This window comes from Streptomyces sp. NPDC039609 (assembly GCF_055596705.1).
Genome location: NZ_JBVIUJ010000008.1, coordinates 442573 through 459548, shown reverse-complemented (window position 1 = coordinate 459548; position 16976 = coordinate 442573). Strand labels below are relative to the sequence as shown.

At 70.8% G+C, this 16976-nt stretch carries 16 protein-coding genes; 7 read left to right on the top strand and 9 right to left on the bottom strand.

Annotated features, from left to right (window positions below; translation table 11 throughout):
- Positions 1 to 46 precede the first annotated feature (46 nt).
- The 6 genes from ACZ561_RS25855 to ACZ561_RS25830 all read right to left on the bottom strand — a co-directional run bounded on the left by ACZ561_RS25855 (position 47) and on the right by ACZ561_RS25830 (position 5575).
- Positions 47 to 118 carry a putative leader peptide gene (locus tag ACZ561_RS25855; RefSeq protein WP_309544753.1) on the bottom strand — a complete coding sequence of 24 codons (72 nt, stop codon included), beginning with the start codon at positions 116 to 118 and terminating at the stop codon, positions 47 to 49.
- Positions 119 to 165: 47 nt separating this feature from the next.
- Complete coding sequence (locus ACZ561_RS25850; protein WP_470999276.1) at positions 166 to 1944, bottom strand: FAD-dependent monooxygenase; 1779 nt, start codon at positions 1942 to 1944, stop codon at positions 166 to 168.
- Positions 1945 to 2107: 163 nt separating this feature from the next.
- The gene (locus ACZ561_RS25845) at positions 2108 to 3037 is read right to left on the bottom strand and encodes an amino acid ABC transporter permease (RefSeq protein WP_470999274.1); all 930 of its coding nucleotides are present in this window, start codon (positions 3035 to 3037) and stop codon (positions 2108 to 2110) included.
- A complete protein-coding gene (locus ACZ561_RS25840; protein WP_470999272.1) occupies positions 3034 to 3681 on the bottom strand; it encodes an amino acid ABC transporter permease in 648 nt (215 codons plus the stop codon). The genes ACZ561_RS25845 and ACZ561_RS25840 overlap by 4 nt, the downstream gene beginning before the upstream one ends.
- 127 nt (positions 3682 to 3808) lie before the next feature.
- Positions 3809 to 4726 (bottom strand): glutamate ABC transporter substrate-binding protein, encoded by a 918-nt coding sequence (locus ACZ561_RS25835; protein ID WP_470999270.1) that lies wholly within the window; start codon positions 4724 to 4726, stop codon positions 3809 to 3811.
- Between the two features lie 63 nt (positions 4727 to 4789).
- On the bottom strand, positions 4790 to 5575 hold the full coding sequence (locus ACZ561_RS25830; RefSeq protein WP_470999268.1) for an amino acid ABC transporter ATP-binding protein: 786 nt from the start codon (positions 5573 to 5575) through the stop codon (positions 4790 to 4792).
- 279 nt (positions 5576 to 5854) lie between these two features.
- On the opposite strand from ACZ561_RS25830, the gene ACZ561_RS25825 reads away from it, so the two are divergent.
- Together ACZ561_RS25825 and ACZ561_RS25820 are read left to right on the top strand one after the other, a co-directional pair.
- Positions 5855 to 6559 carry a response regulator transcription factor gene (locus ACZ561_RS25825; RefSeq protein ID WP_470999266.1) on the top strand — a complete coding sequence of 235 codons (705 nt, stop codon included), beginning with the start codon at positions 5855 to 5857 and terminating at the stop codon, positions 6557 to 6559.
- 15 nt (positions 6560 to 6574) lie between these two features.
- Entirely contained in the window at positions 6575 to 7972 is a 1398-nt protein-coding gene (locus ACZ561_RS25820; RefSeq protein ID WP_470999264.1) for a sensor histidine kinase, read from the top strand.
- Positions 7973 to 8130: 158 nt separating this feature from the next.
- Here the strand turns inward: ACZ561_RS25820 and ACZ561_RS25815 are convergent, their stop codons facing one another.
- Positions 8131 to 9129 (bottom strand): TAXI family TRAP transporter solute-binding subunit, encoded by a 999-nt coding sequence (locus ACZ561_RS25815; RefSeq protein WP_470999262.1) that lies wholly within the window; start codon positions 9127 to 9129, stop codon positions 8131 to 8133.
- Between the two features lie 330 nt (positions 9130 to 9459).
- Positions 9460 to 10377: a LysR family transcriptional regulator gene (locus ACZ561_RS25810; protein WP_470999260.1), complete on the bottom strand. Its 918-nt coding sequence runs from the start codon at positions 10375 to 10377 to the stop codon at positions 9460 to 9462.
- Positions 10378 to 10447: 70 nt separating this feature from the next.
- Between ACZ561_RS25810 and ACZ561_RS25805 the strand changes: the two genes are divergently transcribed.
- The gene (locus tag ACZ561_RS25805; RefSeq protein ID WP_470999258.1) at positions 10448 to 11065 is read left to right on the top strand and encodes a maleylpyruvate isomerase family mycothiol-dependent enzyme; all 618 of its coding nucleotides are present in this window, start codon (positions 10448 to 10450) and stop codon (positions 11063 to 11065) included.
- A 43-nt stretch (positions 11066 to 11108) separates the two neighbouring features.
- On the opposite strand, the gene ACZ561_RS25800 is transcribed toward ACZ561_RS25805, so the two are convergent.
- Complete coding sequence (locus ACZ561_RS25800; RefSeq protein ID WP_470999256.1) at positions 11109 to 11990, bottom strand: LysR family transcriptional regulator; 882 nt, start codon at positions 11988 to 11990, stop codon at positions 11109 to 11111.
- 107 nt (positions 11991 to 12097) lie between these two features.
- On the opposite strand from ACZ561_RS25800, the gene ACZ561_RS25795 reads away from it, so the two are divergent.
- From ACZ561_RS25795 to miaB, 4 genes are all read left to right on the top strand, one after another.
- Positions 12098 to 13318 (top strand): four-carbon acid sugar kinase family protein, encoded by a 1221-nt coding sequence (locus tag ACZ561_RS25795; protein WP_470999254.1) that lies wholly within the window; start codon positions 12098 to 12100, stop codon positions 13316 to 13318.
- On the top strand, positions 13315 to 14388 hold the full coding sequence (gene pdxA, locus ACZ561_RS25790; protein WP_470999252.1) for a 4-hydroxythreonine-4-phosphate dehydrogenase PdxA: 1074 nt from the start codon (positions 13315 to 13317) through the stop codon (positions 14386 to 14388). The genes ACZ561_RS25795 and pdxA overlap by 4 nt, the downstream gene beginning before the upstream one ends.
- Positions 14389 to 14646: 258 nt before the next feature.
- Complete coding sequence (locus tag ACZ561_RS25785) at positions 14647 to 15324, top strand: HisA/HisF-related TIM barrel protein (RefSeq protein WP_470999250.1); 678 nt, start codon at positions 14647 to 14649, stop codon at positions 15322 to 15324.
- A 120-nt stretch (positions 15325 to 15444) separates the two neighbouring features.
- The gene (gene miaB, locus ACZ561_RS25780) at positions 15445 to 16965 is read left to right on the top strand and encodes a tRNA (N6-isopentenyl adenosine(37)-C2)-methylthiotransferase MiaB (protein WP_470999248.1); all 1521 of its coding nucleotides are present in this window, start codon (positions 15445 to 15447) and stop codon (positions 16963 to 16965) included.
- Positions 16966 to 16976: the final 11 nt, after the last annotated feature.

The window sequence follows — 16976 nt, the reverse complement described above, 5'->3', positions numbered from 1 at the left end:
GTACGCCGACGTCAGCGGCGAAGGGCACGCGAAGGGAGGGGCGAATTCAGCAGGACGGGCGACACACGCAGCCCGCGTAGCGGACGAGGTCCATATGGACCCTCCGCCACAGGCGCACATCGGTGTCGGTCACGCTCCGGAGTACACCATGTGCGCCCACGAGGGTCAATTGATGTCCGCGGTGCGGTCGCTCTTCTCGGACACGGACTTGGGCACGGACTTGGGCACCGACGTGGACATGGGCTTGGCGACGGCCTGGGATGCGGGCTTCGCGCCAGGCCCGGACCCGGACGCGGGGGTGTTCTTGGTAGCAGGGGGAGCCTTGGGTGCGGTCCTGCGCGGCTCGGGCTCGGCCGCCTTGCCACCCCGCGTCGCGTCCGCCGCCGCGTACAGCTCGTCCGGCCGGACCCCGGGGAACGAGGCGACCAGATGGCCGTCCGGCCGTACCAGCAGGACGGTGTGGGCCGCGGCTCCCGGATACGCCTCGGTCACCAGCAACTCGGCCTTCACCGGCAGCGCCCGTACCGCCTCCACGAGTCGGGGCATCACGCCCGCGCTCATCCAGTGCCGCCGGTCCCACACACCCGTTCCGGGCGCGACCAGGACCACCAGGAGCCGCCCCTGCCCCAGCCGGTCCCGGAGCCGTACGGTCGTGCCGTCCGGCGCGGTCACCCGGACGTCCTCGACCGGTGCGCCCTCGTCCGTACCCACCGCCACCTGGGACACACCGGCGTCCTGGGGCGCGAGGGGGGAGTGCGGATACGCGGGGGGCGCGCCCAGCGGGCCGCGCCCCAGATGCCCATCGGTCAGCAGACTGTCGTGGCTCCGTGTGCCGCCCGAGAGATACGTCCGCAGCCCCCCGCCGCCGCGCAGCACGGGCAGTGACTGGTCGGCGGCCCGCAGCCGGGAGGCCACCGCCGCCCGCCGCTCGCTCTGGTAACTGTCGAGCAGTGTGTCCGAGGCCCCGTGGTGCCAGGCGTACGCGAGCTTCCAGGCCAGGTTGTCGGCGTCCCGCAGCCCCTCGTCGAGGCACTGGGTGCCCACGGCGCCGAGGAGATGGGCGGCGTCGCCCGCGAGGAAGACCCGTTCCACCCGCCAGCGCCGCGCGAGCCGGTGGTGCAGGGTGTGGACGCCGGTGTCGATCAACTCGTACGGAGGAGTCTCCCCGCCGCACCAGCCGGCCAGGGTGTCGCGGATCCTGGAGACGAGCACGTCCGGGGTGACGAGGTCCCCGCGCGGTGGCAGCAGCCAGTCGATCCGCCAGACACCGTCCGGCAGCGGCCGTGCCGTGACCTCCTCGCCACCGCCCCGCCACGGCGGTTGACGGTGCAACAGGGCCTCGCCCGGCCAGGGGAGCTCGGTGCGCAGCGCGGCGACCGCGTGGCGCTCCACCGCCGTACGCCCCGGGAAGCGGATCGAGAGAAGCTTGCGCACCGTGGAGCGGGCGCCGTCGCAGCCGACCAGATGACTGCCGCGCCACCAGGTCCCGCCGGGACCGCGGGTGTGCGCGGTGACACCGCTCGCATCCTGCTCGATGGTGTCCAGCCGCGCCTCGGGTACCAGCTGGATGAGCGCCTGCCCGGCGATCGCGTCGCGCAGTCCCCGCGTGAGAGCGTGCTGGGGGATGTGCAGGGGAGCGGCGGGGCCCTCGCCGTCACTCTCCGTACCGCCGAGACCGAGGCTCAGCTCGATGTGCCTCATTTGTTGCTTGCGGCGCAGTGAGCGCCAGCCGACCCAGCGGACCCCCTCGTCACGGAGGGTGGCGCAGCCGAGGCGCTCCACCATGGCCGCCATGTCGGCGCGCAGCACGACCGTGCGGGCGGGGCGGGGTTCCTCCTTGCCGGGCCCCTCGTCGAGGACGACGCTGGGCACGCCCTGCGAGGCCAGGGCAAGGGAGAGCGCGAGGCCCACGGGCCCCGCGCCGACGATGATCACCGGGTCCACGGCGCGGCTCCTGAAGGCCGTTCGGTCATGCGGGTAGCACAGCGAAGTGTGGCGCGAGCCCGGTGCGTGATCACAGAACGTATGCAACCCATTGCGGGTGCTTGCGTCAAGCGACGGGGGCAGCGGCGCGACCGCCACTGCCCCCGGATGATGTCACATACTGTCAGTTCTTCGTGATACCAGGCCCGTCGGCGCCGCCCGCGCCGCCGCCGACCGTGTTCCCGAAGGCCTGACCGGCGTCGGCGGTGAGCACGACCTCCTTCGCGGCGGAGTCGGAAGCCAGGATCCCCGTCTTCGCCCGACGGCCCCGCTTCTCGATCCACGTGGCGAGCGCGGAGAGCGCCAGACACATCGCGATGTAGATGATGCCGATGACCACGATGGTGGACACATACGGGTACTGGCCGTTGACCTGCGTGTTGGAGGCGATCAGGCGGGCCGTCTGGAGCAGCTCGGGGTAGAGGATCACGAAGCCGAGCGACGTGTCCTTCAGGGTGACCACCAGCTGGCTGATGATCGTCGGCAGCATGGCCCGGACGGCCTGCGGCATCAGGACCGTCGTCATGACCTGGGTCTTGCTCATGCCCAGGGCGTACGCGGCCTCGCGCTGCCCCTTGGGAACCGCGTTCACGCCGGCGCGCAGGACCTCGGCCTGCACACAGCCGTTGTAGACCGACAGGCCGAGCGCCAGCGCCCACATCGAGTAGTCGACCAGGAAACCGACCCACACGGCGTAGATCGTGATCAGCAGCGGGATCGAGCGGAAGACCTCGATGAAGCCGGTGGCCAGCAGACGGACCGGCTTGTGGTCGGAGAGCCGGGCGACGGCCAGGAGGACACCGAGGACGATCGAGCCGACCGCCGCGAGACCGAACGCCTTCAGGGTGGCGATGACGGCGTCGGCGATGTTCTGCCGGATGCCCGCGTAGTTGAAGATGTCCCACATCGCGGGGTCGAGATGACCCTTTTCGCTCAGCCGGACGACGCTCACGGCGATCAGCGCGACGATGGCGAGGGTGCCCACGACGGCGTAGATCCGGTTGCGGACGCGTGCCTTGGGGCCCGGGGTGTCGTACAGAACACTGGCACTCATCGGGCGACCTCCATGCGGCGCTCAAGGAGACGGAAGATCCCGCTGATGGTGAAGGTGACGACGAGGTACGCGGCGGCGACCCAGACGAAGATCGGGATGATGTCGTAACCCTGCTCGCTCATCAGCGTCTGCCAGCCGAAGAGCTCGGTGACGCTGAAGGCGCCCGCGATGGCCGAGTTCTTGGTGAGTGCGATGAAGATCGAGCTCAGGGGCGGCAGCACGGTCCGGGTGGCCTGCGGCAGCACGATCATCCGCAGGGTCTGGGAGAACGTCATACCGAGCGAGCGGGCGGCCTCCGCCTGTCCGAGCGGCACCGTGCTGATGCCGGACCGGACGGCCTCGCAGATGAACGCGGAGGTGTAGAAGCCGAGCGCGAGCGAGCCGAGCACGAACGGGCTCATACCCGGGAAGAGGATCTCCGGGATGACGAAGAACGAGACCAGGAAGAGCAGCGTCAGCGGGGTGTTGCGCAGCAGGGTGACCCAGAGGGTGCCGAAGAAGCGCAGGGGCGGCACGGGCGAGACCCGGAAGCCGGCGACGATGATGCCGAGGACCAGCGCGATGACCGAGCTGACGGCGGTGATCGACACGGTTCCTATGAAGCCGTCGCGGAACTCCGGGAAATGGTCGAGCAGTACGTTCATGAGGTCTCCGCGTCGGCGGTCAGCGGCCTACGGACAAGGCAGACGGGCAAGGCAGGGGCGGGCGTGCGCGCGCAGGGGGAGCGGCGCCCCGTACACCCGTACGGGGCGCTCGCGTCCAAGCGGGCGATCAGTAGCGGTTGACCGCCGGCGGCTCGACGTACGCGGAGCCGGAGAGACCCAGAGTCGCCTCGTAGATCTTCTTGTACGTGCCGTCCTTGGTGTACTTCTCAAGGATGTCGTTGATCTTGTTGCGCAGGACCGTGTCGTCCTTCGGCACGCCGACACCGTAGGGCTCCTCGGTGAACGGCTTGCCGACCACCTTGAGCTTGCCGGCGTTGGCGGCCGCGTAGCCCTTGAGGATCGAGTCGTCGGTGGTGACGGCGTCGACCTGCTTGGTCAGCAGCTGCTGCACGCAGTCCGAGTACTTGGCGAGCTCGGTGGTCTCGGCGCCGTACTGCGGCTTCTTGATCTCCTGCAGCGGGGTGGAGCCCGTGATGGAGCAGACCTTCTTGCCCTTGAGGGTCTCCGGACCGGTGATCGCGGTCTCGTCCTTGCGGACCAGGAGGTCGGCGCCGGCCTTGTAGTACGGACCCGCGAAGCCGACCTGCGCCTTGCGCTTGTCGTTGATCGTGTACGTACCGACGTAGTAGTCGACCGAACCCTTGGAGATCGCCGTCTCACGGGACTTGGAGTCGACGGTCTTCCACTCGATCTTGTCCTCGGTGAAGCCGAGCTCCGCCGCGATCATCTTGGCGATCTCGACGTCGAAGCCGGACCGCTCCTTCGTGGCCTGGTCCTCGAAGCCGAGGTACGGCTGGTCGGCCTTGGAGCCGATGACCAGCTTGCCGCGCTTCTGCGCCTCCTTGAAGGTGGGCGACTCCAGCTTCACATCGGTGGCGACGATGTACTTGGGGAGCTGGGGGGCGCTCGAGTCGCCGGGCTTCACGGCGGGCTTGTCGCCGGCCGAGCCCTCCTTGCCACCACAGGCGGTCGCGGTGAGCGCGAGCACGGCGATGGCCACGGCCGCGGACTTGCGGAGCTTCATGGTGAACATCCCTTGGTTCGTGGGTTGTTGGTCGGCAGGGTGAATCATGAGGGCTGACCGTCGTCAGTGGTGCAGGATTTTCGAAAGGAAGTCCTTCGCCCGGTCGCTGCGCGGGTTGCTGAAGAACTCGTCCGGCGTGGCCTGCTCGACGATCTTGCCGTCCGCCATGAACACCACGCGGTTGGCGGCGGAACGGGCGAAACCCATCTCGTGGGTGACGACCACCATCGTCATTCCGTCGCGCGCCAGCTGCTGCATGACCTCGAGGACCTCATTGATCATCTCGGGGTCGAGCGCAGACGTCGGCTCGTCGAACAGCATGACCTTCGGGTCCATCGCCAACGCCCGTGCGATCGCCACGCGTTGCTGCTGACCGCCGGAGAGCTGCGCCGGGTACTTGTCGGCCTGCGTGCCGACACCCACCCGGTCGAGCAGTGCGCGGGCCTTGGCCTCGGCAGCCCCCTTCGCGGTCTTGCGGACCTTGACCTGCCCCAGCATCACGTTCTCGAGCACCGTCTTGTGCGCGAAGAGGTTGAACGACTGGAAGACCATGCCGACGTCGGCGCGCAGCCGGGCCAGCTCCTTGCCCTCCTGGGGCAGTGGCCGGTCGTCGATGGTGATGTGGCCGGAGTCGATCGTCTCCAGGCGGTTGATCGTGCGGCACAGCGTGGACTTACCGGACCCGGAGGGTCCGATGACGACCACGACCTCGCCACGGGCGATGGTCAGGTCGATGTCCTGGAGCACATGCAGCGCGCCGAAGTGCTTGTTCACGTTGGACAGCACGACCAGGTCGCCCGCCGCCTGTACGGCGTCTTCCGAGCCCTTGGTCACTGACACTCCGCTCATCGGCTCTTGCTCCGTCCTCCTCGGTTGGGGAGGACACTAGGCACGCGGTGCTACCAGCGTCATTACATCTGAGCGGAAATTGAGGATAACGATACGGCCGCAACCGGACACACTGCGTGAACAGGACGCCCGGTGGCGTACCGGGTGCATAACAGAAACCCCGGGGCTACAGGGGGACACTTGACTGTGACGGCGACGATCGGCGTTCATGCGTTGGTACACCCTGGTACACAGATAGCCATCACCGTCACACGATCACGAAGCCACCGGAGGGGGGCCATGAGACTTCTGCTCGTCGAGGACGACGACCATGTCGCCGCGGCTCTGTCAGCCGTACTGGCGAAGCACGGGTTCACGGTCACGCACGCTCGAAACGGCGAGGAGGCGCTGCAGGCCGTCCTGCCCGCCGCGCACGGAGAGCGGCCTTCGTACGGGGTGATCCTGCTCGACCTCGGCCTGCCCGACCAGGACGGGTACCAGGTCTGCGGCCGGATCCGTAAGCTCACCGCCACCCCCGTGATCATGGTGACGGCGCGGGCGGACGTGCGCTCCCGCATACACGGGCTCAATCTCGGGGCCGACGACTACGTGGTCAAGCCGTACGACACCGGGGAACTGCTCGCCCGGATCCACGCCGTCAGCCGGCGTACGGCCAGTGGCGAGGAGTCCGGCGCGGCCGGCGACGACGCGGCGCTACGGCTCGGATCCGTTGTCATCGAGCTGCCCACCCGCCGGGTCAGCGTCGACGGCGCCGCCGTGCAGCTCACCCGCAAGGAGTTCGATCTGCTGGCCCTGCTCGCCCAGCGGCCCGGTGTGGTCTTCCGGCGCGAGCAGATCATCAGCGAGGTCTGGCGCACCAGTTGGGAGGGGACCGGCCGCACGCTCGAGGTGCATGTCGCCTCGCTGCGCTCCAAGCTGGCCATGCCCGCCCTGATCGAGACCGTGCGTGGCGTCGGCTACCGCCTGGTCGTCCCGGCCGCGTAGCCGCCCGGGCCCCACGTGCGCACCCGCCTCCTCCCGCTTCTCCTCGTCCTGATGGCCGGGGTGCTGCTCGCCCTCGGCTTCCCGCTCGCCGCCAGCCTGGCCGCGGCCGAGCAGCAGCGGGTGATCGTCGACCGGCTCGACGACGCGGCGCGGTTCGCCGCGCTCGCGCAGTTCGTCAGCGAGACCGACCCCGGGATCGACGAGCGCCGTACGACGCTGCGCGGCGAACTCGACAGCTACCACGACGTGTACGGCATTCGTACCGGCATCTTCTACCGCGACTACCGGGCCATGGCCGCCGCTCCCTCGGACTGGGGCGTACCCGACGAGGGCGAGGGCCGCAGGGCCTTCCAGGAGGCGCTGCTCGGACGCCGCAGCCACGACCCGCCGCAGGTCTGGCCCTGGCAGCCGAACGCCCGCCTCACCATCGCCTCGCCCGTCGTACGGGACGGTGACGTCGTCGCCGTCGTGGTCACCGACTCGCCCACCGGGCAGCTGCGTTCGCGCATCCTGCACGGCTGGCTGATCATCGCGGCGGGCGAGTTCGCGGCGATGCTGCTCGCCGTCGGCGCCGCCTTCCGGCTCACCGGCTGGGTGCTGCGACCGGTCCGGGTCCTCGACGCCGTCACGCACGACATCGCCACCGGTCAGATGAACTCCCGGGTGGCCGAGACGGGTGGTCCGCCCGAACTGCGCCGACTGGCCCGCTCGTTCAACGAGATGGCCGACAACGTCGAGGACGTGCTGGAACAGCAGCGGGCCTTTGTCGCCGACGCCTCCCACCAGTTGCGCAACCCGCTCTCCGCGCTGCTGCTGCGCATCGAGCTGCTCGCCCTCGAACTGCCCGAGGGAAACGAGGAGATCGCCTCCGTACGCACCGAGGGCAAGCGGCTCGCACAGGTCCTCGACGACCTGCTCGATCTGGCGCTCGCCGAGCACGCAGCCGCCGATCTTCGGCTCACCGACATCGGCGCGCTGGCGGCCGAGCGGATGTCCGCCTGGCGGCCGCTCGCCGAGGAGAAGGGCGTGCGGCTGAGCGGCGAACGGCGCGCGGTGACGGCGTGGGCGGACCCGGTGGCGCTCTCCAGCGTGCTGGACGCGGTGATCGACAACGCGCTGAAGTTCACGCCGTCGGGCGAGGAGGTGACGGTCGCCGTCGCGTCCGGTGGAGACACCTGCACGATCGTGGTGGCGGACCACGGCCCGGGGCTGACGGGCGAGGAGCTCGAACGGGTCGGCGACCGTTTCTGGCGCAGCAACCGACACCAGAACATCAAGGGCTCGGGCCTGGGGCTGTCCATCTCCCGGGTCCTGCTGGCGGCAGGGGGTGGCTCGATCGCGTACGCACCGAACGAGCCGCACGGGCTGCGGGTGACGGTCACGGTGCCGAGGACGGGGCCGCAGGGGCGGTGAGGGGGCGGTGTTGGTCCTTGGGGGTACGGCTCGGGGCTCGGGGCTTGGCGTTTGGGGCTCGCGGTTCGTGGCCGGCGGCTGGCGGCCTGCGGTTCACGGCGTAGGGCATACGGCAATCGGCTGCTGCCGCGGCCACTGTCTGCGACTGCGACTGCGGTTTACGGCTTCACGGAGCGGTAGTAGCGCTGGGCGCCCTCGTGCAGGGCCAAGGGCTCCGTATAGATGGCGGTCCGCAGATCGACCAGCTGGGCCGGGTGCACCTGGCCGCCGATCCGGTCACGGCTTCTGATCACTGTGCGGGTGAAACCCTCCACGAGCGACGAATCCGACGCGTCGGTCGTCACGAGGAGGTTCGCGACGGCGAGCGTCTCCACCGGTTGTCCGTCCTGCGCGCGGGTGTAGGCGTCGGCCGGGATGACGGCGGAGCGGTAGTGGCGGTTCGACTCGCCGACGTCGTGGAGGTTGTCGACCAGCGTCGCGTCCAGCGGAACGAGCCGTACCGGAAGGCGCTCGGAGAGTTCCTGGACGGCTTGGGTGGGCAGACCGCCGGACCAGAAGAACGCGTCCAGCTGCCCGCGCTCCAGGAGGCCCGGCATCGTGTCGATGCCGGCCGACACCGGCTTGATGTCGACGTCGGGAGTGAGGCCCCCTGCCGCGAGGACCCGGTCCGCGATGAGCCGGACCCCGGAGCCCTCCTGACCGACGCCGACCCGCAGCCCGCGCAGGTCGGCGACCGACCGCACGGGGGCTCCCTTGCGGACGACGAGCTGAACGTAGTCGTCGTAGAGGCGGGCACAGCCGCGCAGCTGGTCGAACCCGGGCTTCCGGTCCCGCTGGTACTGCGCCACGGCATCGGAGGTCGCGATGGTGAAGTCCGCCTCGCCGGATGCCAGCCGCGCGAGATTCTGCTGGGAGCCCTCGCTGTTCCGGAGCGCTATCGAGACGTCCGGCAGATCACGGGCGAGGGCTTGCTGCAAGAGCTCGCCGTACCGCTGGTAGACGCCGGTGGGGACTCCCGTACTGAATGTGACCTGTCCACTGGGCGCGGGCGTACCGAAAGGAACCAGCCACCAGACGAGCAGCCCGCACACCACCAGAACCGCCGCCGACACCGGGAGCAGGCGACGACGGACCGCACGGGAGAACGACTGGAGCATGGCGCGATCCTGCCAGCTCGGATGCCGACCTGGCCAGGCCGGCCGGACGGGGCCCGCAGGGGCGGCGCCCATCCTCGACCTTCCCACGCCGGCTGTGGGCACCCGTTCCGCCGGGGCGGGCGCACCCTCAACCCCCGCTTACCCCTGTTGTGGACAGCTGTTCCGCTGGGCCTGCGGGTCCCCTCCCCGCACGAAGGCTGCGGAGGGTGGGGCACAACGGACGGCGCGCCCCTGCCGGGCGCAGGCTCCCGGTCCGTAAGGTGCCCACGGGTGCGGCGGTACGGCGCAGCCCCGACGGAGCCGGTGGCCACCACCGGCTGGGACTCGACCTCACTGTGGTGTTCCACCCGGTACCGGGAGCGCCTCGTGCAAAAGATCCAGGACCGCCTTGGCGGCCGGGCCGGACGGGCCCTCGGTGCGCCAGGCCAGGGCGACGCGGCCACGCGCGCGTGGATCGGCCAGCGGCCGGAGCCGTAGCCCCGAGAGCGCCGCCGCCTCCTCCGGACGCGCCGGAAGAACCGCCACCCCCAGCCCCCGCGCCGCCAGCTGCGCCAGCAGATGGGGCGCGGCCGCCTCGAAGGCCACATGCGGGGCGAAGCCCGACTCCGCGCACAGCCGGTCGAGGACCCCACGCACCCCCGTCCCACGCGGCAGGCAGATCAGCCGTCGGCCGCGCAACGCGGAGAGCGCCAGCTCCCCGCCCTCGCTCGCCAGCTCGTCGCCCGAGGTCACCGCGGCGACCAGCGGCTCGTCGACCACCAGCCGCAGCGCGAGTCCCGGCAGCGGCCCCGCTTCCGCGAGACCGACCATCGCGATGTCGAGCTCACCGGCGCGCAGCGCGCCCAGCATCCGCGCCGACGTGTCCTCGGTGAGCGCGATCTCCACCTCGGGATGCGAGGCGTGGAAGTCGGCCAGCAGCCCCGCCATGTCGAACGCGTGAGCGGCGGCTCCCGACACGATCCCGATCGCCACCCGCCCCCGCAACAGCCCCGTGAACTCGGCGACCGTCTCCCGTACCGCGTCGACGGCGGCCAGAGCCGCCCGCGCGTACGGCAGCACCGCCGCCCCCACCTCCGTCGGCGTGACCGCGCGCCCCGACCGGTCGAGCAGCCGTTGACCCAGCTCCCGCTCGAGCTGCGCGATCTGCGCGCTGACCCCCGGCTGCGCCACATGGAGGCGCGCGGCGGCCCGGGTGAAGTTGGCCTCCTCGACCACCGTCACGAAGTACCGCAGCTGACGAAGTTCCATAACCAGTGATTCTAGAAACCAGAAGATGCATGTCTTGGACTTATGGAGACCCCGCGCCCAGGCTGAAGCCATGGGAATCAGAGACGACATCGCCTCCGAACGCCGCGAGCTCGCCGCCCTCCTCGGCACTCTCACGCACGCGCAGTGGGACACGCCCAGTCTCTGCGCGGGATGGCGGGTGCGGGAGGTGGCCGCCCACATGACCATGGCCATGCGTCACTCCGTCCCGCGCATCGCCGCCGAGCTCGTCAGGAGCCGCGGCAGCCTCGACCGCATGGCCGACCGTCTCGCGCGCCACGACACCGCCGGCCTGAAAGCGGAGGAGCTGGCCGCTTCCCTGCGTGACAACGCCGACCACCCCTGGAAGCCGCCGGTCGGCGGTCACGCGATGGCGCTCGCCCACGACGTGATCCACGGCCTCGACATCACCGTCGCCCTCGGTCTCGAGCGACGCGTACCGGAGGGCCGACTGCGCACCGTCCTCGCGCGGGTCACCCCCCGAGGCGCCCGCTTCTTCGGCGCCGACCTCGGCGGGATCGCCCTCCGCGCCGACGACCTCGACTGGTCATTCGGCAGTGGTGCACCGGTGACCGGCAACGCGCAGGACCTGCTGCTCCTCGCCTTCGGTCGCCGACTGCCCGGCGGCCGCCTGCGTGGCGCAGAGGCGGAGCGCTTCGTCAGCGCGTGACCGCGGGGGCTTCATCAAGCCGTCCACTCCGGTGAGCCGAGGGTCACAACTCGGCCGCCTGGCTCCTCAACCACCCGAGCAGCCCGGCGATCCGGCCGTCCTGCTCGGGCGGCTGCGGGCTCAGCAGGTGGTACCCCGTCCCGTCCGCGACCAGGCCGAACGGTGCCACCAACTGTCCGCGCACCAGATCGTCATGGACGAGCGCGTACGGGCCGATGGCGACACCGACGCCCGCGACGGCCGCCTGCAGCGCCAGATAGAAGTGCTCGAAGGTCTGCTCCTCGGCGGCCTCGACCCGTCGACGTGCCAGACGCTGCCAGTCCTCCCAGGCCCGCGGCCGGGTGCTCGTGTGCAGAATCGTCACGCCGACGACGCCCCCCTTGCCCGTCATCCGCTCAGCCATGTCCGGACTGCAGACCGGACCGATCCGCTCCATGAACAGCGGAGAGCGGCTCACCTCCTCCGGTACCGGAAAGTCGTCGCGGCGCAGCGCGACGTCGATGGTGTCCCGATCGAACGACACGGGCCCACCGCCCGCCGAAAGATGCACGGTGAGACCGGGTACCTGGACGGCGAGGTCCGGCAGGCGGGGGATGAGCCAGCGCATCAACAGCGTGGGCTCGCAGGACAGCGCGAGCGGGCCGCCGCGTTCCCGGCGCGCGACCTCCCGGGCGGCCGTGTCGACCTGATCGAGTGCGTCACGGACGGCGGCCGCCAGACGGCGCGCCTGCGGTGTGGGGCGCAGGGACCGTGTCCCACGCTCGAAGAGGGTGACGCCCAGGGACTTCTCCAGGTTCTGGATCTGACGGCTGACCGCGCCGTGGGTGACATGGAGCTCCTGAGCGGCTCGGGTCATGCTCGCGTGCCGCACGGTCGCCTCGAAGGGCAGCAGCGAATTCAGTGGAGGAAGGTCGGGCCAGCGCATGTGTGAAATCTACTCACAGGTGGGGTGAGAAGGAATCGCTTGTCCAGCGGCTTTCCGGGCGTCAGTGTTGATGTCGTCACCGGTCGGCGATCCGAGGAGGACGACGCATGTGGGTGGGACCCCAGGACGATCCCGTGTCGAGCATCGCGGTGCTCGCGGACGATCTCACCAGCGCCGGCGACGGCGCGGCGCCGTTCCGCAGGGCCGGGCACCAGGCGAAGGTCCTGCTGACCCCAGTCGAGGGTGACGCCGGTTCCGGCGGGCGGAACGTGTACGAAGCGGCCGCGTCGGCCCCGGACGGTGTCGTCGCCCTCGACCTCGGCAGCAGGCTGCTGGACGAGCCGGCCGCCGAGACCCGGACCACGCAGGCCGCCCGCGCGTTCGCGACGGCAGACCTGTTGGTCAAGACGGTCGACTCGACACTGCGGGGGCATGTGGCGGCCGAGGTCCGCGCCGCCCACGTCGGTTCGGGCCGGCGGGCGGTCGTCGTCGCGCCCGCGTTCCCCGCTGAGGGCAGGACCACGCTCCGCGGGATTCAGCACGTGCAGGGCGTGCCGGTGCACGACACGGAGTTCGCCCGAGACCCGGCGCACCCGGTGCGCTGCTCGGACCTCACGCGGCTGCTGCCGGAGGCCGAGCATCTGGAACCGGATCAGTTCGAGAAACTGCCCGAACTGATCGGACGGGGAGGTGTGTTCGTCTGCTCGGCGGTCACGGACGTCGATCTCGACCGCCTTGTCTCCTCCGTGCCCCCGGCGCGCGAGGTGCTCTGGGTCGGCTCCCCGGGACTCGCCGCGGCGCTGGCCCGACACCACTCCCGCACGCCGGAGGCCGTTCGCCCGGAGCTTCCCCGCGCCCGGCGCCCGCTCGTGGTCGTCGGCAGCGCGAACCCGGCCACCCGGCGCCAACTGGACCGCATGCGGACGAGAGCGGACGTGGCCACCGCCACTGCCGACGACGACCCCCGTGCGGCCTTCCACGCCTTGCAGGGAGCCTCCGCGCCCGTCCTTGTGGTCCACACCCCCGACGAACGCCTTACCGCCTCCGCCTCCCTCACGGGCAATCTGGCCCACGTGGTAAGGGAGTTGACGACTGCCGGGACCGTCGACGGGCTCGTGCTCACCGGCGGAGAGACCGCCGCAGCCGTTCTCGAAGCGCTCCGGTCCGAGGGCATCGACCTGATCGACGAGCCCGAACCCGGGGTCGCGCGCGGCGTACTGCTCAGTCCGACCCGGATCCCCGTCCTGATCAAAGCCGGCGGCTTCGGCGACGAGGGAACCCTCGACCGCCTGTGCCGCCTCCTCATGGAGGGCGGGCCGGTCTCATGACGACACCTCTGAGGCCGACACCACCCGCCACGCCGCCCATCGCCATCACCATGGGCGACCCGAACGGCATCGGGCCTGAAATCACGGTCAAGGCGTACGCCGACCCACGCCGCCGCCCCACCGCCATCGTCATCGGCGACCCGGACGTCCTCGCCCGGGCCTGCAGCATCACGGGCACCGAGGTGACCGTGCGGCCGGTCGACTCCGTGGCGGAGGCGGTCCACAGCCCCGGATTCATGAACGTCCTGGCCGAAGGCACACTTCCGGAGGACCTGACGCCGGGCACGGTGGACGCCCGCGCCGGAGCCGCTTCCTTCCAGTACGTACGCCGGGGCATCGAACTCGCCCTCCGCGGCGAGATCCGGGCCCTCACCACCGCTCCCATCAACAAGGAGGCACTGCGGCTGGCCGGGCTGCCCTACCCGGGGCACACCGAGATCCTCGCCGAGCTCTCCGGCACGAGCGACTACGCGATGATGATGGCCAACGATGGGCTACGGGTCGTCCTGGTCACCGTCCACCAGTCCCTGCGCACCGCGCTCGACGCGCTCACCACCGCCCGCGAGCTGGAGATCATCCGGCTGACGCACCGCACGCTCCGGGCCGGCGGCCGCACGGGCACCCGCCCACGTATCGCCGTCGCCGCACTCAACCCGCACGCGGGGGAGAACGGGCTCTTCGGGCGCGAGGATCACGACATCATCGAACCGGCCGTCCGGGCCGCGAGGGGCGAAGGCATCGACGCCAGCGGCCCCTGGCCCGCCGACACGGTCTTCATGCGTGCCCGTGCCGGAGAGTTCGACGCGGTCGTCGCGCAGTACCACGACCAGGGGCTCATACCCGTCAAATACCTGGGCCTGGAGCACGGAGTCAACATCACCATCGGCCTGCCGTTCGTACGGACCAGCGTCGACCACGGCACGGCCTTCGACCTCGCCGGCCAGGGCACCGCCGACCACACCAGCCTGCTCACCGCCCTCCACCATGCCGACGACCTCGCCGGTACGGAAACCGGCACCGCCGCCGCTGCCGGTACGGGGTCGTCGATCGCCAAACCGACCGACACCTGACCCGATCGCGCCCGCATGGGCCCGCCCGGCCACGGGCACTGCGCCCGCCGTCACCGGCCCGGCGGCGCCGCCACGCCAACGGGCCACGGGCACTGCGCCCGCGGTCACCGGCCCGGCGGCACCGCCACCAGCACCGCGCCCTCACCCGCACAGGCTTCAGCCCGCCCGCCCCGCGCCTGCACTGGCACCGCGCGCTCTCACCCGTATGCACAGGCCCCCGCTCCGCCCCGGCCCGCCCCGACCTGGAGGACTCTCGCCGTGGACTTCATCTTCATGCTCACCCGTGACGACCGGACCGTCACCGACTGCCTCGACGTCCTCGACACCGTCCGCGACCTCGGTATCGCGCACATCGGCTTCAAGGACATGGGCGTCGAGCCCGGCACACTCGCCCTCCTCCACCGGCAGATCAAGGACATGGGTGCCACCAGCTACCTGGAGGTGGTCAGCACCACGCGCGAGCAGGCCCTCGCCTCGGTGAAGTCCGCGATCGACCTGGGTGTGGACCGGCTCATGGGCGGCACCTGGATCGACGAGACACTGGCCCTGCTCGCCGGCACCGGCATCGAGTACCTCCCCTTCGCAGGCGAACCGCTCGGTCACCCCACGCGCCTGGCCGGAGACGCGGCCCGCATCGCCGACGACTGCCGCCGAGCCGAGGCGGCGGGCTGCGCGGGCGTGGACCTCCTCGCCTACCGGGCCACCGACGCGGATCCGCTCGCCCTGGTCCGTGCCGCCCGGGCCGCGACCACCGGCCGCCTCGTGGTGGCCGGAAGCATCACCACCGCCGACCAGATACAGGCACTCGCGGACGCCGGGGCCGACGCCTTCACCATCGGCTCCGCCGCCTTCAGCGGCTCCCTCAGGCCCGACGCGGGAACACTCCGGTCCCAGCTGGCCGCCGCCGTCGAGGCCACGTCCACGGCGGTGCGCTGAAGGGCTGCGGCAGGGCACCGGAGACTTCGCAGTGGCCTTCCGGCGGCCTTCCGGTGGCCTCGGGACCGCCCGGCGACGGCTCGGGGCGGGGCAATGCCCGGCACCGCATACCCTTGTGCCATGACCAGCAGCGACCGGAGCCAGACAGTGGACGTCCAGCGAACCTACGAAGTGCGCACTTACGGGTGCCAGATGAACGTCCATGACTCCGAGCGGCTCTCCGGTCTGCTGGAAGACGCCGGCTACGTCCGAGCCCCCGAGGGCTCCGACGGTGACGCCGACGTGGTCGTCTTCAACACCTGCGCCGTCCGTGAGAACGCGGACAACAAGCTGTACGGCAACCTGGGCCGGCTCGCCCCCAGGAAGACCACGCGCCCCGGCATGCAGATCGCCGTGGGCGGCTGTCTCGCCCAGAAGGACCGCGACACCATCGTCAAGAAGGCCCCCTGGGTCGACGTCGTCTTCGGCACGCACAACATCGGCAAGCTGCCGGTCCTCCTGGAGCGCGCCCGCGTCCAGGAGGAGGCCCAGATCGAGATCGCCGAGTCGCTGGAGGCCTTCCCCTCCACGCTGCCGACCCGCCGCGAGTCCGCGTACGCCGCCTGGGTCTCGATCTCCGTCGGCTGCAACAACACCTGTACGTTCTGCATCGTCCCGGCGCTGCGCGGCAAGGAGGAGGACCGTCGCCCCGGCGACATCCTCGCCGAGATCGAGGCCCTGGTCGCCGAGGGCGTCTCGGAGATCACCCTGCTCGGCCAGAACGTCAACGCGTACGGCTCCGACCTGGGCGACCGCGAGGCCTTCTCCAAGCTGCTCCGCGCCTGCGGCGAGATCGAGGGCCTGGAGCGGGTCCGCTTCACCTCGCCGCACCCCCGTGACTTCACCGACGACGTCATCGCGGCGATGGCCGAGACGCCGAACGTGATGCCGCAGCTCCACATGCCGCTGCAGTCCGGCTCGGACACGGTCCTGAGGGCGATGCGCCGCTCGTACCGGCAGGAGCGTTTCCTCGGGATCATCGAGAAGGTGCGCGCCGCCATCCCGCACGCCGCCATCTCCACCGACATCATCGTGGGCTTCCCCGGCGAGACCGAGGAGGACTTCGAGCAGACGATGCACACGGTCCGCGAGGCACGCTTCGCCAACGCCTTCACCTTCCAGTACTCCAAGCGCCCCGGGACCCCCGCGGCCGAGATGGAGGGGCAGATCCCCAAGGAGGTCGTGCAGGCGCGCTACGAGCGCCTCGTAGCCCTCCAGGAGGAGATCTCCTGGGAGGAGAACAAGAAGCAGGTCGGCCGGACCCTGGAGGTCATGGTCGCCGAGGGCGAGGGACGCAAGGACGGCTCCACCCACCGCCTCTCCGGCCGCGCCCCCGACAACCGGCTCGTCCACTTCACCAAGCCGGAGACCGAGGTCCGCCCCGGCGACGTGGTGACCGTCGAGATCAGCTACGCCGCCCCGCACCACCTGCTCGCCGAGGGCCCGACGACGTCCGTACGTCGTACCCGCGCCGGCGACGCGTGGGAGAAGCGCACCGCCGCGGCCGACGCCAAGCCGGCGGGCGTCCTGCTCGGCCTGCCGAAGATCGGCGTGCCCGAGCCGCTGCCCGAGGCCTCGGCCCCGGCCTGCGGGAGCCACTGACACCGGGGTGA